Here is a 14152-nt window from a genome sequence, read left to right as displayed (position 1 = left end):
CTGGCCCCTATTGCTCCGGCCCTTTATCCGGAAACCCGAACTGCTCGCTCTTCATCGTCTGCGACGACCACTCCTCGCCCTCGTGCAGGATGAATTCCAGATAGAGGTTGCGCTGCAGGATCGAGTGGTTGTCGTCGGACATCAGGGAAACCATCAGCGCGCCGTCGGCGCGCCGCCAGACGTCCAACGCTTCCATGTTGTCGATCTGGTAACCCATATCGGCCTGCAGCAGGATCGGCCCGTCTGCCACCGAGCCCTTGGCGATGGATTCGCCGTGGATGCGTCTGAGCCGCATCTTCACGCCCGAAGCCATGCTGAAGGAACGCTCGAGGATAAGGAGGTCGCCGTCGGGCAGGAAGGCGCCGTCGGTTATGTCAAAATCGCCGCTGCGCTTAACGGTGAAGATGCCCTTCGCCGGCCCTTCGATGATCGCTGCTAAGATGTTGCCGTCCTTATCGAGGCTCTTTTCGGAGACGACGACCAGTGCTCCCTTCAGCCGACTCTGCGGATCGGCCCGCGTCACCGTCTCGAAGCCGCGATTTTTGCGCAGTTCGTTCTTCGGCACCAGGAAATCGAGCGTGCGGAACGCGGCTTTCATGTCGCCAGGTTTGATTCTGAACTGCGCGATTCGGTGCTCGCGCTCGAAGCCGACCGTAGCGACGCCATCCTTCACGTCGAGCCCCTCGGCGTCGGCCAGCCATTTCTCGTTGATGACCTTGCCGTTCTCGTCGACCATCTGCTCCATGCGAAAGTCCGCTATTCCCGACGGCCGCTGTTCGGCGTCACGCTTGATCGTACCGAAGAACCAGAAGCCGGTGTCGGCGACGCCGACGAAATCGCTCCCCGGCTTGGTGAACCGCATTGCGGACAGCGCACCGAAATCGGCGGAAGACGAGGTCATCTCGAGCCCTCCGACGAATTCGAGCGGGCCGAACCCCTTTTCGTTGCGGCGGATATGGAATTGACTGATGGGACGGCTGTGAATCGTGATCGGTTCGAGCGGCGCGCCGGCCGGGGCAGGAATGGCAAGCCCAAGCACTGCAAGCGCGACAACGGCAGCGGTTCTGGGGCGAGCGCCCCCTCTCATCCAGCCCGCCGCAGTGCCGGACTGCGACGTGCGTCGCGGGTTCCTTCCTCGGCGAACAGGGCGGCAAGCTGCTCGGTCATGGCGCCGGCGAGCTCCTCGGCGTCGACGATGGTGACGGCGCGCCGATAGTAGCGCGTGACGTCATGGCCGATGCCGATGGCGAGCAGTTCGACGGGCGATCGGTCCTCGATAAGCTCGATCACGGCTCGCAGATGCCGCTCCAGATAATTGCCGGGATTGACCGACAAGGTCGAATCGTCGACCGGCGCGCCGTCCGAGATCATCATCAGGATCTTCCGCTGCTCCGGCCGTCCGATCAGGCGCTGATGCGCCCACAGCAGCGCCTCGCCGTCGATGTTTTCCTTGAGCAGCCCCTCACGCATCATCAGGCCGAGATTGCGGCGGGCGCGACGCCAGGGCGCATCCGCCGACTTGTAGATGATATGCCTGAGGTCGTTGAGCCTGCCTGGATTGCCGGGCTTGCCCTCCTTCAGCCATTTCTCGCGCGCCTGACCGCCCTTCCAGGCGCGGGTCGTGAAGCCAAGGATCTCGACGCTGACGCCGCAGCGCTCGAGTGTGCGGGCGAGGATATCGGCGCAGGTCGCCGCGACGGTGATCGGCCGCCCGCGCATCGAGCCGGAATTGTCGAGAAGCAGCGTCACCACCGTATCGCGGAATTTCGTGTCGCGCTCCTGCTTGAACGAAAGCGGCTGCATCGGATCGATGACCACGCGAACGAGCCGCGCGGTGTCGAGATAGCCCTCCTCGAGGTCGAAGTCCCACGACCGGTTCTGCTGCGCCATCAGGCGGCGCTGCAGCCGGTTGGCGAGCCGCCCAACGACGCCTTGCAGGTTGGTGAGCTGCTTGTCGAGGAAGGCGCGAAGCCGGTCGAGCTCCTCCTCGTCGCAGAGATCCTCGGCCCCGACCGTCTCGTCGAACTGGGTGGTGAAGACCTTGTAGTCGATGTCGCGCGGCAGGTTGGTGAGCGGGTGCTCCGGGCGCTTGGCTTCGCCCGGCGTCTCGGCGTCGGTGTCCTCGTCGTCCGAGACATCGTCGGCCGTGGCGTCGGACGCCTCCATCTCACCGGCCTGCTCCTCGTCGGCCGAGGCTTCGGCATCCTCCGACTGCGACTGGTCCGCGCCGGAATCGTCCTGGTCGCCTTCCTCCGAGCGTTCCTCGCCCTGCGGCTGGTCGTCGCTGTCGTCCTCGCTGTCTTCGGCTTCCTGCTCGTCGCCGAGTTCCTCGGCCATGTCCATCGAGGCGAGCATATGGCGTACGACCCGCGCAAAAGCCTGCTGGTCGTCGAGCTTGTCCAAGAGCCCGTCTATGTCGGTGCCGGCCTTGGTTTCCACCCATTCGCGCCAGAGGTCGACGACCCGCTCGCCGCTCTTCGGCGCCTGCCTGCCCGTCAGCCGTTCGCGCACCATCAGCGCTATGGCTTCCTCGAGCGGCGCATCGGCCTGGTCGCGCACATCGGCAAGATTGGCGCGGGCGAATTTGTCCTCGAGCATGGAACCGAGATTGGCAGCGACCCCGCTCATCGCGCGGGAGCCGATCGCCTCGACGCGCGCTTGCTCGACCGCGTCGAAGATGGCGCGCGCCTGCTTGCCTTCGGGCGCGAGCTTGCTGTGAATGCGGATATCATGGCAGGCGCGCCTGAGCGCCATGGAGTCGCCGAGCCCCCGGGTGACAGCTATGTCCTGGGCCGATGGCTTCTTCGGCAGGTCGGGGAGCCGCGCGCGGTTGCCGGCCAGCGCCGGCTTGTCCTTGGCGAAGCCGACCTCCAGCTCATTATCGCCGGAAATCGCTCGCATGCAGATGCCGACGGCCCGCTTGAAGCCGTCCGTCTCCGCGCTGCTGCGCGATTTGCCGCGTGAATTGTCGCCCGGACCCGCCATGCACCCCCGTCAGCTGAGCACGACGTTGGCCGCCGACTCAGGCAATTCCTCGCCGAAGGCACGCTGATAGAATTCGGCGACGACCGGCCGCTCGAGCTCGTCGCACTTGTTGAGGAAGGTGAGCCGGAAAGCAAAGCCGAGGTCGCCGAAGATCTCGGCATTCTCGGCCCAGGTGATCACGGTGCGAGGGCTCATCACGGTCGAGAGGTCGCCATTGATGAAGGCCTGGCGCGTCATGTCCGCGACCCGCACCATCTTGTTGACGATCTCCTTGCCCTTGGCGTCGCGGTAGTGCTTCGCCTTGGCGAGCACGATCGCCACCTCATTGTCGTGCGGCAGGTAATTCAGGGTCGTCACGATCGACCAGCGGTCCATCTGCGCCTGGTTGATCTGCTGCGTGCCGTGATAGAGGCCGGTGGTGTCGCCGAGGCCGACCGTATTGGCCGTGGCGAACAGCCGGAAGGCGGGGTGCGGCCTGATGACGCGGCTCTGGTCGAGCAGCGTGAGGCGTCCGGAGGATTCCAGCACGCGCTGGATTACGAACATGACGTCCGGCCTGCCCGCATCGTATTCGTCGAAGCAGAGCGCGACATTGTGCTGGTAGGCCCAGGGCAGGATGCCGTCACGGAATTCGGTGACCTGCTTTCCGTCGGAAAGCACGATCGCGTCCTTGCCGACGAGATCGATACGGCTGACATGGCTGTCGAGGTTGACGCGCACGCAGGGCCAGTTGAGCCGGGCCGCCACCTGCTCGATATGCGTCGATTTGCCGGTGCCGTGGTAGCCGGCTACCATGACGCGGCGGTTATAGGCGAAGCCAGACAGGATCGCGAGCGTCGTCTGCCTGTCGAAAATATAGTCGGGATCGATGTCCGGGACGTGGGAGTCGGCAACCGAATAGGCCGGCACCACCATCTTGGAATCGAAGCCGAAAGTGTCTTTCACCGAGACAGTCGTGTCCGGCAGGTTGGCGATATCGCGATCGACCTTGTTCATTCCATCCTCGCGCGCGGCAGCTTGGGACCTGCCGGCTAACATCTCTCAAGTCGGAGGCGGTCTTTAGCAGACCGTAGACTCAATACAAACCTGGCTCAGCACAAACCAGCCTGCTTGAGCACTCGGTAGGCCTGGAGCACGTCACGGAACCGGTCTTCCGAACCTCTGTCACCCCCATTCGCATCCGGATGGTGGCGTTTGACGAGTTCCTTATAGCGGGACTTGATCTCCGCGCCAGTCGCCTTTGCGTCAAGTCCAAGCGTTTCCAGCGCCTTGGCCTCAAGCGGCTTGGCCTTTCGCTCGCGTGGCGCCTCGCCCCCTCGGTCGCCGAACATCCCGAACGGGTCATGGATGCGAGCATAATAGCCGGCACGCCCGGAGCGCTTCTGCGCAAAATCCGGCCCGACGCGCGTGTGGCCGTTGGCGCCCATCGTCCATGTCGGGCGATGACCCGTCAGCGCCTCCTTCTGGAAGCGCGCGATATCGTTGTCGGTAAGCCCGGAAAAGTAGTTGTAGGCCTTGTTGTACTCGCGCACATGCTCGAAGCAGAAGCGGAAATACTCCCCTTCCCTCATACGGCCGACGGGCGCGCGATGGGTGCCGGCTTCCTCGCAGCCGTCCCACTGGCAGCGGGGCGCGTGCGACTTGAGCTCCGCCTGCCGATCGCGGCGCACCCTGATCTTGTCGAAGGACTTCGTATAGACGCTCATTGCCTTGCGATTATGGAACGTTCGCGCTGCGAAACAAGAATTGACATTTTCCAGAAGATGACCCTAACCGCTGAATCGCGGCTTAAAGACGTCTTGAAGCGCGGCAGTGCACCGACCCATCTCTCTGTCGCACTCCGCCCGGCGGACCCGAATCCGTTCCACCGGATGCGCTTCTTATGACGCATTCAGACAGAGAGCCGGAAGCCATTTTCCTGGATGCGCTTTATTTGGTGAGGACGAGGCAGAATGTCCATCAAAACGACAATCGAAAAGAAGCTCGCCGACGCGTTTGAGCCCGAGCGGCTGGAGGTCATCAACGAGAGCCATCTCCACGCCGGGCACCACCACGTCGAATCCGGCCACCAGATGACCTTCGACGGGACCGGCGAGACGCATTTCCGCGTCCGCATCGTCTCGCCCGCCTTTGCGGGCATGAGCCGCGTCGAGCGCCACCGTGCCGTCAACGATCTGCTGACGCCGGAGCTGAAAGCCGGCCTGCACGCGCTGGCAATCGAGCCTGCAGCACCGGGCGAAAAGACGAGGTGGTGAGCTAGCAGATATCACCATGGTCAACGACCACGGTTCTTGCGCTGGACGGCTGTAACAATTCCAGCCTGCGCGCCGGCATAATGCTGAAACATCCGCGTCGCTAGATATTGCTCAATGGCATGATTTGACGCGTCACTGCCTATACGTTACGCAACGGAATGGGCGCAGGCGGCTCAGTTCCTCGAGATCGTGACACCGAGATCGAGCCCGCTCCGTCCCAATTCGGGGGTGGGCTCATGCGCCGATATCTGCTCGCAGCCGCGGCAATCGTCTTCTCAGCACTTGGCCTCAGCAGCGCTTCTGCGCTGGTGGAGGGGAAAAGGGTCGCGCTGGTGATCGGCAACAGCGCCTATGTCCATGCCGTCACCCTGCCCAACCCGATCAATGACGGCAAGCTGATGGCCGAAACCTTCCGCAAGGCAGGTTTTTCGGTGATCGAGGGGGAAGACCTGAACAAGATCGACATGGGCAGACTGCTCGATCAGTTCACGGAGGCTGCCTATGACGCCGACATCGCCGTGGTCTATTATGCCGGTCACGGCCTGCAGGTCGATCAGCGCAACTACCTCATTCCCGTCGACGCGGAATTGCAAAATACTGCGCAGCTGCAGACACGCACTATCCCGGTAGACGACGTGCTCAACGCGCTCCCGCCCGATCCGGCTATCGGCATCGTCATCCTCGACGCCTGCCGTGACAACCCGCTTGCCCGCACCTTGGCCGCAGCGCTCCCCAAGAGCCGCTCGATGGGTGCCGGCCTAGCCGCGGTCCAGGCAGCTGGGCGCACCCACGATTCCGGCGGCCTGCTGATTGCCTATGCAACCGATCCCGAGGCAGTCGCCTATGACGGTAAAGGGGCGAACAGCCCGTACACCACCGCGCTTGCCAGGCATCTCACGACGCCGGGTCTCGAAATCCAGAGCGCACTGACCCGGGTGCGCGCCGACGTTTCGCAGGCCACCAATGGAGCCCAGCATCCATGGGCGAATGCGTCGCTCGGACGCGAAGTTTTTCTCGGGGCGCCGCCGCCCGACACGCGATCCAATCCGCAGGCGGCCACCGGCGCGCCTCAGTCTGCCGTCAACGGCTCAGAGGTCGACTGGACCGTCGAGCAGAAGCTGTGGGATGAGGCCTCGAAGCGCAACACGATCGCGCATTACGATCTCTATCTGTCACAATATCCGAATGGCCGTTTCGCCAGCGTCGCCCGGCTCAATATCGACCAGCTCAAGCAGGCCGGCGCCAACCAGACTGCCAGCGCCGGACCGACCGGCGCGGGCGCTGCCGCCGTGTCGAGCCAGACAGAGGCGTCGCAGATCCGTACAGGCGTCGCGATACCTGACGATGTGAAGCAGACCCCGGGCACGCCCGAGACGGAAGCTCAGATCAAGCTCGGCAAGGAGGAGCGGATCGACCTGCAGCTCAGGCTCAGCGCGCTTGGCCACAGCACCGGCGGCTTCGACGGGTCGCTCGGTCCCCGCACCCGCTCCGCGATCGGCGAATGGCAGCGCGACAGCGGCATCGCCGAGACCACCTATCTGACGCCGCAGCAACATATGCTTCTGGTTGTTCAGACCGATCCCCTGATGGCCGGAGTGCGTGCGCAGTATGAGACCCAGAAGGCTGCTGCCGAATCACGCAAGCAGGCTTCGAAGGCGGCCAGCGCCGCGAAGGTGACGCAGAAAACGGCAAACACAGCCCGCAAGAAGAACTCGCAGCAGACCGCCGAGGACGACATTCCCTACAGGCCGCGCGGAACCGGCGCGCCGGTGGACAACGGCGGCTCCGAGGTCGGGTCTTTCGCCGCGGGCGCATTGCTCGGCACGGCGCTGGGCGTGGCTATCGGCAAGCACTGACAGAGTTCTGCTAAGGCAATCGGATATGGGGGCGCGGACCCCCTCTCCGCCTCGCTTCGCTCGGCACCTCTCCCCCTCAAAAGGGGAGAGGAAGGGCGCCAGGCATCGCGGCCGGCGCTTCCTCCCCCGTCGATCGGGGGAGAGGTGGTTCGCGAAGCGAACCGGAGTGGGGGTCGACCTCGTAGGTGATTGCCCCGGATACTGTACGTCAGGCCGGATCGGCAGGCTTGATCCTGATCCTGGTGATGCGGTTTCTCTCGCGCTTGAGCACCACAAAGCGCTTGCCATAGAAGGTGAAGGCCTGCTTCTCCTCAGGGATCGTCTGGGTTTCGTGGATAACGAGGCCGGCGATCGTCGTCGCCTCCTCGTCCGGCAGCGACCAGTCGAGCGCACGGTTGAGATCGCGGATCGCGACCGACCCGTCGACCACCACCGAGCCGTCGGCCTCCGGCCTGACACCCTGGACATCGACATCGTGCTCGTCGGCGATCTCGCCGACGATCTCCTCAATGATGTCCTCGAGCGTGACCAGCCCTTCGACCTCGCCATATTCGTCGACGACGATGGCGAAATGCGACTTGCGGCGGAGGAACGCATTGAGCTGATCGTCGAGCGGGGTCGTGTCCGGCACGAACCAGGGCTTCGAGGCGATCTTCATGGCGTCGATCTTGGCGAAGTCGAAGCCGGCATCGTCGAGCGCGCGCAGCACGTCCTTGGCATGCAGCACGCCGACGATATTGTCGAGCGAGCCGCGCCAGAGCGGCATGCGCGTATGCGGGCTCTGGATGACCGCTCGCATGATCGCTTCAGGGGGATCGTCGGCATTGATGGACCGCATATGTGTGCGGTGGACCATCACGTCGGAGACCTCCAAATCCTCGAGATCGGCCAAGCCCCGAGCCTTTCCGCCTTCCGGCTTTGCGGTCTGCTCCTCGCGGCCGGCCTCAGGCGCAGCGCCTTCCTGCGCGGTCCGCGCCGCGCGATTGCCATTCGCGATGACGCCGAACCGCCGGAAAACCCAACCGCGGAAACCGATCGCCAGGACTGCCAGCGCGAGCGCTATGCCGACCATGGCCCATTCCAGCGGCGTCATCCCGGATGGTTGTCCCTGAGGAAGGCGCGCACCTCGGAGGCCGGAACGTCCTTGGCGATGAAGGCCTGGCCGATGCCGCGCGTGAGGATGAAGGTCAGCGCGCCCCGCCGCACCTTCTTGTCCTGTGCGATATAGTCGAGCAGGCGTTCCGCGTCCGGGAGCGCGCCCGGTATGTCGGCCATGCGCCAGGGCAGGCCGACATCCCTGAGATGCGCTTCGACGCGGGCCGCATCGTCGGGACTCACAAGATTCAACCGTGACGAAAAGCGATGGGCGAGGGCCATCCCGATCGCGACACCCTCCCCGTGCACGAGCCGCCCGCTGTCGTAGCCGGTCGCTGCCTCCAATGCGTGGCCAAAGGTGTGGCCGAGATTGAGGAGCGCCCGATCGCCCGTCTCGAACTCGTCACGCGCCACCACATCCGCCTTCGCTCGGCAGGACTCGGCGATCGCGTGGACGCGTGCCGGCCCACCGACGAACACGTCCTTCCAATTTCTCTCGAGCCACGCGAAAAAATCCGGCTTGTCGATAAGCCCGTATTTGGCGACCTCGGCGTAGCCGGCCCGGAACTCCCGCTGAGGCAGCGTGTCGAGCGCAGCCGTGTCGGCGAGCACCACGCGCGGCTGATGGAAGACCCCGACAAGGTTCTTGCCCTGCCCAGTGTTGATCCCGGTCTTGCCGCCGACCGAAGAGTCCACCTGAGCGAGCAGCGAGGTCGGCATCTGGATGAAGTTCATGCCGCGCCTGACGATGCCTGCCGCGAAGCCTGCGAGATCGCCGATGACACCCCCGCCGAGCGCGATCAAGGCATCGCCGCGCTCGAGCCGCGCTGCAAGAACCTGGTCGACAACGTCTTGCAATGCAGCGAAGCTCTTCGTCTTCTCTCCCGGAGCGAGTACGATCGCCACGTGACCGATTCCAGCCTCGTCGAGGGCTGTCTTCAACGCCGGCAGATGGGCCGCGGCAACGTTTTCGTCGGCAACGACAGCTGCCCGTATGCCGGCCAGGCGCCGGGTGATCTCGGCCCCGGCGCGGCGCATCAGGCCCTCGCCGATGACAATGTCGTAGCTGCGCTCCCCGAGCCCGACATTGACGATCGTATCACCGGCCTCGCTCACGCCGTCGCCCCTTCCATTGCAGCAAGCCGTTGGGCAAGCGCGTCGATCACCTCGGCTGCGATGACCTCCTTGCGCTCGTCGCGCGTGACGACGATGACGTCGGCGCCGGCATAGATTGGATAGCGCTCGGCCATCAGCCGTTGCATCGTGCCGCGCGGGTCAGGGTTCTTGAGGAGAGGGCGATTCTGCTTTTTCGAGACACGCTCCATCAGCACGTCAATGTCGGCCTTCAGCCAGACTGTGACGCCGCGGCTCGCGATCACTTCGCGCGTATGGGGGTTCATGAAGGCGCCGCCGCCGGTCGAGAGCACCTGTGGCCCGGTCTCGAGGATGCGCAGGATGACGCGCTGTTCCAGCGAGCGGAATTCCGCCTCGCCATAGAGCTCGAAGAGCTCCGGCACGGTCATGCGCGAAGCTGCCTCGATCTCATGGTCGCTGTCGGCGAAGGGGAGGCTGAGCTCGGTCGCGACCCTGCGGCCGATCGCAGTCTTGCCGGCGCCCATCAGCCCCACGAATACGATTGAACGCGCACCGAGCCGCCGCTTGAGCTCGGCCTGTTCTGCGCCGGAGAGAGTATGCGCCGGCCTTCCACGTTCATGATCTTCCGTCATGAGCAGCGTATGCGCATGAAAAAAGCGAATGCGTCAAGCTGACTCGCCCGACGAGGACCTGCACACGCTCTTGAATTGCCGGGAGCGCCGTCTCATAACGCGAGAATCGCCAGGGAAGACTCACCCCACCGACAATGCCAACACTCCTCCGGTTCCTCGTGACCCTCGGCGTCATCGCCGGCCTCGTCTACGGGGCGATGTTCGCGCTGGCCACTTTCGTCGAGCCGAAAAAGGCCGAGATGACCGTGCGGGTGCCGCTCGACAATCTCTACAAGCAGCAATGAAGGGTGCAGCCCGCATCGAGGCGTTCCTCGAAATGCTGAGCGCCGAGCGCGGCGCCAGCGACAATACCCTGCAATCCTACCGCCGCGACCTCGAGGACGCGGCAAAGCAGCTCCGGGTCGGGCTGGCTGAAGCGAGCGCCGCCGACCTGCGCGCCTATCTTTCGGGCATCGCTGCGCAGGGCTTTGCCGCCTCGTCCCAGGCCCGCAAGCTGTCGACGCTCAGGCAATTCTACAAGTTCCTCTATTCCGAAGGATTGCGGCCCGACGATCCGACCGGCACGCTGGACAGCCCGCGCAAGGACCGCTCGCTGCCGAAGATCATGAGCGAAGGCGAGACCGGCCGGCTGCTCGATCGCGCCGCCAAGGAGGCGCAGGCGGCACCTCCCGGCGCAAGAGCTGCGGCCCTGAGGCTCCATGCGCTGGTCGAGCTGCTCTACGCCACAGGCCTTCGTGTCTCCGAGCTGGTCTCGCTGCCGGTCAGCGTTGCCTTGCGCGATGACCGTTTCTTCGTCGTACGCGGGAAAGGCAGCAAGGAGCGCATGGTGCCGCTTTCCGAAAAGGCGCGGCGCGCGATGCGCGCCTGGCTCGAGGAGCGCAAGGAGGACCCGACGCTTGCGGAGAGCTCTTGGCTTTTCCCCGCAGCGTCGGAGAGTGGCTACTTGCCGCGTCAAGTTTTCGCGCGCGACCTCAAGGCGCTTGCCGCGCGGGCAGGGATCGCTGCCTCGAAAGTCTCGCCGCATGTGCTTCGACACGCCTTCGCCAGTCACTTGCTGCAGAATGGCGCCGACCTTAGGGCCGTGCAGCAATTGCTCGGTCATGCCGACATTTCGACCACGCAGATCTATACGCATGTGCTGGAAGAACGACTGGTCAGGCTCGTCAACGAGCACCACCCGCTTGCCGACTAGTCCCGGTATCGTTATGTGAAGGTCAAAGTTTCACACCGGGGCCAAGCTCACAGGCCACCGGGTTTCCCGGCGCCGGCTTCCTGTCCCGCACAAGAATGTACAATTATCTCGACTTCGAAAAACCCGTCGCAGACCTCGAAGGCAAGATCATCGAACTGAAGAAGCTCGCCGAAGGCGACGAGGCAGTCGATGTGAGCGAGGAGATCGCACGTCTGGAAAAGCGCTCCAGGGATGCCTTGCGCGACATCTACAAGGCCCTCACGCCCTGGCAGAAGACGCAGGTCGCCCGCCATCAGGACCGGCCGCATTGCCTCGACTATGTGCGGGGCCTGTTCAGCGACTTCACTCCGCTTGCCGGCGACCGCGCCTTCGGCGAGGACCATGCGATCGTCTGTGGCTTCGCCCGCTTCCGCGGCGAGCCGGTCGCCGTGATCGGCCAGGAGAAGGGCGACGACACCAAGAGCCGGCTGAAGCACAATTTCGGCATGGCTAAGCCCGAGGGCTACCGCAAGGCGATTCGCGTGATGGAGCTCGCTGACCGCTTCTCCGTCCCCGTCGTAAGCCTCGTCGATACGGCCGGCGCCTATCCAGGCATCAACGCCGAGGAGCGCGGCCAGGCCGAGGCCATCGCCCGTTCGACCTCCGCATGTCTCGCGCTCAAGGTGCCGTCGCTGTCGGTGATTATCGGCGAGGGTGGCTCGGGCGGGGCGATCGCGATCGCCACCGCCAACCGCGTCTATATGCTGGAGCATTCCATATATTCGGTGATCTCGCCGGAGGGCGCAGCATCGATTCTCTGGCATGATTCGACGCGTGCCAAGGATGCCGCGACCTCGATGAAGATTACCGCGCAGGATCTTCTGGAGCTGAAAATCATCGATGCCATCATCCTCGAGCCGCTCGGCGGTGCGCATCGCGGGCCCGACACGGCGATTTCGGCAACGGGCGATCAGATCGCCAAGGGACTCGCGGAACTGGCCGGCTCGAACATGGATTTCCGCGAGCAGCGGCGGGAGAAGTATCTGGCGATGGGACGCAATCTGTAGGGCAGTAGGGCAGTAGGGCAGTAGGGCAGTAGGGCAGTAGGGCAGTAGGAAAGGCATCCTCCCGCCCTTGCTCGCAAGGTCTTTTTTTGCTGCCGCGCTCGGCGCTCTGTCTTCCAATCCCCTACTGCCCTATTGCCTTATTGCCCTATTCCCCTGCTCTCCGACGCATTTCCGCCACACAAATGCCCAAGCTTGACATGACGTGCCGCGAGGGGGAGACGCCTTAACGCTTGCGGTAATCAAATTTCAAGGTTAACGGGCCTACCGTGCCGCTTTGATGAATCCGGCCCTCCCGGAGGGGGACCGGCTGCGTGGGACGAAAGACGACCGGACGACCAATGCTTGCCAAACTCGCCCGAGCAACACTTCTTTCGGTAACCGTTGCGGCCTCGGCGGCGCTCATCGGCTGTAACGAATCTTCCATCAAGGATTTTGTGCCGGCCAAGGCCACGAAGGAGCTGCCGCCCGCCATCCTGACGAAGATGAGTTCGATGGGCATGCAGCGCAACGCGCCCATCGTGGCCCGCATCTTCAAGGAGGAAGGCAAGCTCGAGATCTGGAAGCAGAAGACCAATGGCCGCTACGCCATGATCGCGGATTACAACATCTGCAAATGGTCCGGCCAGCTCGGTCCCAAATATATAGAGGGCGACCGGCAGGCTCCCGAGGGCTTCTACACGGTGCGCCCCGGGCAGATGAATCCGAACTCGAACTACTATCTCGCCTTCAATATTGGCTATCCGAACGCCTATGATCGCGCCAACGGCCGAACGGGTTCGAACCTGATGGTGCACGGCGCCTGCTCGTCGTCGGGCTGCTACTCCATGACCGACGAGCAGATCGGGCAGATCTACGCCTTCGGGCGAGACGCATTCCAGGGCGGGCAGACGGAGTTCCAGATCCAGGCCTTCCCCTTCCGCATGACGGCGGAGAACATGGCGCGCTATCGCAACGACCCGAACTACAAGTTCTGGCAGATGCTGAAGGAAGGCTACGACCAGTTCGAAATCACCAAGGTGCCGCCGAAGGTCGATGTCTGCGAGAAGCGCTACGTCTTCAACCGCATACCCGAAAACCCGAACGCGATATTCTCGCCGACTGGTGCCTGCCCATCGAGCACAACTTCGCCCGAGCTCCAGACCGCCTATCAGTCATACCAATCGACCTACCAGGCGGCCTTCGACAAGGCGCTCAAGAAGTCGAATCCTCTGCCGCCACGGCCGACCATCCTTGGCCTCGAGGAGGCCAAGCTCGTGGCTGATTGGACACATAGGCGCGCACGGGGGGAACGTATCACGATCGAGCCGCCCGATCTGCAGGCCGATGGAACGGTCAAGGTAACCGATCGCATGGGCCGGATCGATTCCGAGGTCGGCCGCAAGATGGCCGCCAAGGAAGCGACCGATGCCGAAAAGAAGCGCATCGCCGAGGAAAAGGCCCTGGCTCTGGCGGCGGAGAAGGCGGCCAAGATCGCTGAAAAGGCAGCAAAGGAGCGGGCTGCGGCCGTTGCCGCCGCGGCGCCGGAACAGCAGCCCCCGCAGGCTGACGCCCCGGTGGCAGCCACCGCGGCTGCCCAGACCGAGGAAGTCACCACCTCCGGAGCGCCCAGCTTCTTCGGCGCCGTGCGCAAGCGCATCAGCAACATCTTTTGAGCGCTCGGGATGATGCTCCGGGAGCTTCGGCTTGGCGCGTAAACCCGCCGTCTACGACCTCAAGGGGCTGAACTGTCCCCTCCCCGTGCTCAAGGCGAGGAAACGGCTCGATCGCATGCGCGTCGGCAGCAGGATCTGGCTGGAAACCACGGATCCGCTGGCAGTGATCGACATCCCTGCCTTCTGCAGCGAAGCCGGTCACATGCTCGTCGAATCTGCCGCCTTCGAGGGGGGACATAGGTTCCTGGTCGAGCGCGGGGGTGAGGGCAATAAGGCAATAGGGCAATAGGGCAATAGGGCAGGAAGAGATCGCCTTGAGCGGCCCGGCCATTGAGGGTGCTCTC

The 14152-nt window shown here is 63.9% G+C and carries 14 protein-coding genes; 7 read left to right on the top strand and 7 right to left on the bottom strand.

All coding sequences use genetic code 11. From position 1 onward, the window contains the following. Positions 1–7: 7 nt before the first annotated feature. The 4 genes from SAZ10_RS30435 to SAZ10_RS30420 form a co-directional block, all read right to left on the bottom strand. The gene (locus tag SAZ10_RS30435) at positions 8–1087 is read right to left on the bottom strand and encodes an esterase-like activity of phytase family protein (protein WP_318613226.1); all 1080 of its coding nucleotides are present in this window, start codon (positions 1085–1087) and stop codon (positions 8–10) included. Then, positions 1084–2985: a cobaltochelatase subunit CobT gene (gene cobT, locus SAZ10_RS30430; protein WP_318613225.1), complete on the bottom strand. Its 1902-nt coding sequence runs from the start codon at positions 2983–2985 to the stop codon at positions 1084–1086. The genes SAZ10_RS30435 and cobT overlap by 4 nt, the downstream gene beginning before the upstream one ends. 9 nt (positions 2986–2994) lie before the next feature. Then, positions 2995–3981 carry a cobaltochelatase subunit CobS gene (cobS, locus tag SAZ10_RS30425; protein WP_318613224.1) on the bottom strand — a complete coding sequence of 329 codons (987 nt, stop codon included), beginning with the start codon at positions 3979–3981 and terminating at the stop codon, positions 2995–2997. A gap of 95 nt (positions 3982–4076) precedes the next feature. After that, positions 4077–4691: a J domain-containing protein gene (locus SAZ10_RS30420; RefSeq protein ID WP_318613223.1), complete on the bottom strand. Its 615-nt coding sequence runs from the start codon at positions 4689–4691 to the stop codon at positions 4077–4079. Positions 4692–4937: 246 nt separating this feature from the next. Here SAZ10_RS30420 and SAZ10_RS30415 point away from each other — a divergent pair, with 246 nt between their 5' ends. Continuing rightward, positions 4938–5240 (top strand): BolA family protein, encoded by a 303-nt coding sequence (locus tag SAZ10_RS30415; protein WP_318613222.1) that lies wholly within the window; start codon positions 4938–4940, stop codon positions 5238–5240. Positions 5241–5476: 236 nt separating this feature from the next. Continuing rightward, positions 5477–7096 (top strand): caspase family protein, encoded by a 1620-nt coding sequence (locus SAZ10_RS30410; protein WP_318613221.1) that lies wholly within the window; start codon positions 5477–5479, stop codon positions 7094–7096. Between the two features lie 208 nt (positions 7097–7304). On the opposite strand, the gene SAZ10_RS30405 is transcribed toward SAZ10_RS30410, so the two are convergent. Genes SAZ10_RS30405 through SAZ10_RS30395 form a run of 3 tightly spaced genes read right to left on the bottom strand, consistent with a single transcriptional unit; the run spans position 7305 to position 9918 of the window. Then, positions 7305–8189: a transporter associated domain-containing protein gene (locus SAZ10_RS30405; RefSeq protein WP_318613220.1), complete on the bottom strand. Its 885-nt coding sequence runs from the start codon at positions 8187–8189 to the stop codon at positions 7305–7307. Next, on the bottom strand, positions 8186–9307 hold the full coding sequence (gene aroB, locus SAZ10_RS30400) for a 3-dehydroquinate synthase (RefSeq protein WP_318613219.1): 1122 nt from the start codon (positions 9305–9307) through the stop codon (positions 8186–8188). Before aroB ends, SAZ10_RS30405 begins: the two co-directional genes overlap by 4 nt. Beyond that, the gene (locus SAZ10_RS30395; RefSeq protein WP_318613218.1) at positions 9304–9918 is read right to left on the bottom strand and encodes a shikimate kinase; all 615 of its coding nucleotides are present in this window, start codon (positions 9916–9918) and stop codon (positions 9304–9306) included. Before SAZ10_RS30395 ends, aroB begins: the two co-directional genes overlap by 4 nt. Before the next feature lie 134 nt (positions 9919–10052). Between SAZ10_RS30395 and SAZ10_RS30390 the strand changes: the two genes are divergently transcribed. The 5 genes from SAZ10_RS30390 (at position 10053) to SAZ10_RS30370 (ending at position 14097) form a co-directional block, all read left to right on the top strand. Further along, on the top strand, positions 10053–10202 hold the full coding sequence (locus SAZ10_RS30390) for a histidine kinase (RefSeq protein ID WP_318613217.1): 150 nt from the start codon (positions 10053–10055) through the stop codon (positions 10200–10202). Then, complete coding sequence (locus SAZ10_RS30385) at positions 10199–11110, top strand: site-specific tyrosine recombinase XerD (RefSeq protein WP_318613216.1); 912 nt, start codon at positions 10199–10201, stop codon at positions 11108–11110. Before SAZ10_RS30390 ends, SAZ10_RS30385 begins: the two co-directional genes overlap by 4 nt. Before the next feature lie 95 nt (positions 11111–11205). Continuing rightward, positions 11206–12156, top strand: coding sequence for an acetyl-CoA carboxylase carboxyltransferase subunit alpha (locus SAZ10_RS30380; protein ID WP_318613215.1), 951 nt, complete (start codon positions 11206–11208; stop codon positions 12154–12156). A 338-nt stretch (positions 12157–12494) separates the two neighbouring features. Continuing rightward, the gene (locus SAZ10_RS30375; protein WP_318613214.1) at positions 12495–13808 is read left to right on the top strand and encodes a murein L,D-transpeptidase family protein; all 1314 of its coding nucleotides are present in this window, start codon (positions 12495–12497) and stop codon (positions 13806–13808) included. Between the two features lie 31 nt (positions 13809–13839). After that, entirely contained in the window at positions 13840–14097 is a 258-nt protein-coding gene (locus SAZ10_RS30370; RefSeq protein ID WP_318613212.1) for a sulfurtransferase TusA family protein, read from the top strand. The last annotated feature ends 55 nt before the right edge of the window (positions 14098–14152 follow it).

It is taken from the genome of Mesorhizobium sp. BAC0120, from assembly GCF_033542235.1.
Classification (GTDB): domain Bacteria; phylum Pseudomonadota; class Alphaproteobacteria; order Rhizobiales; family Rhizobiaceae; genus JAWRCU01.
Note: the sequence above shows the minus strand (reverse complement) of the source record. Positions and strands in the feature narration are given on the sequence as shown.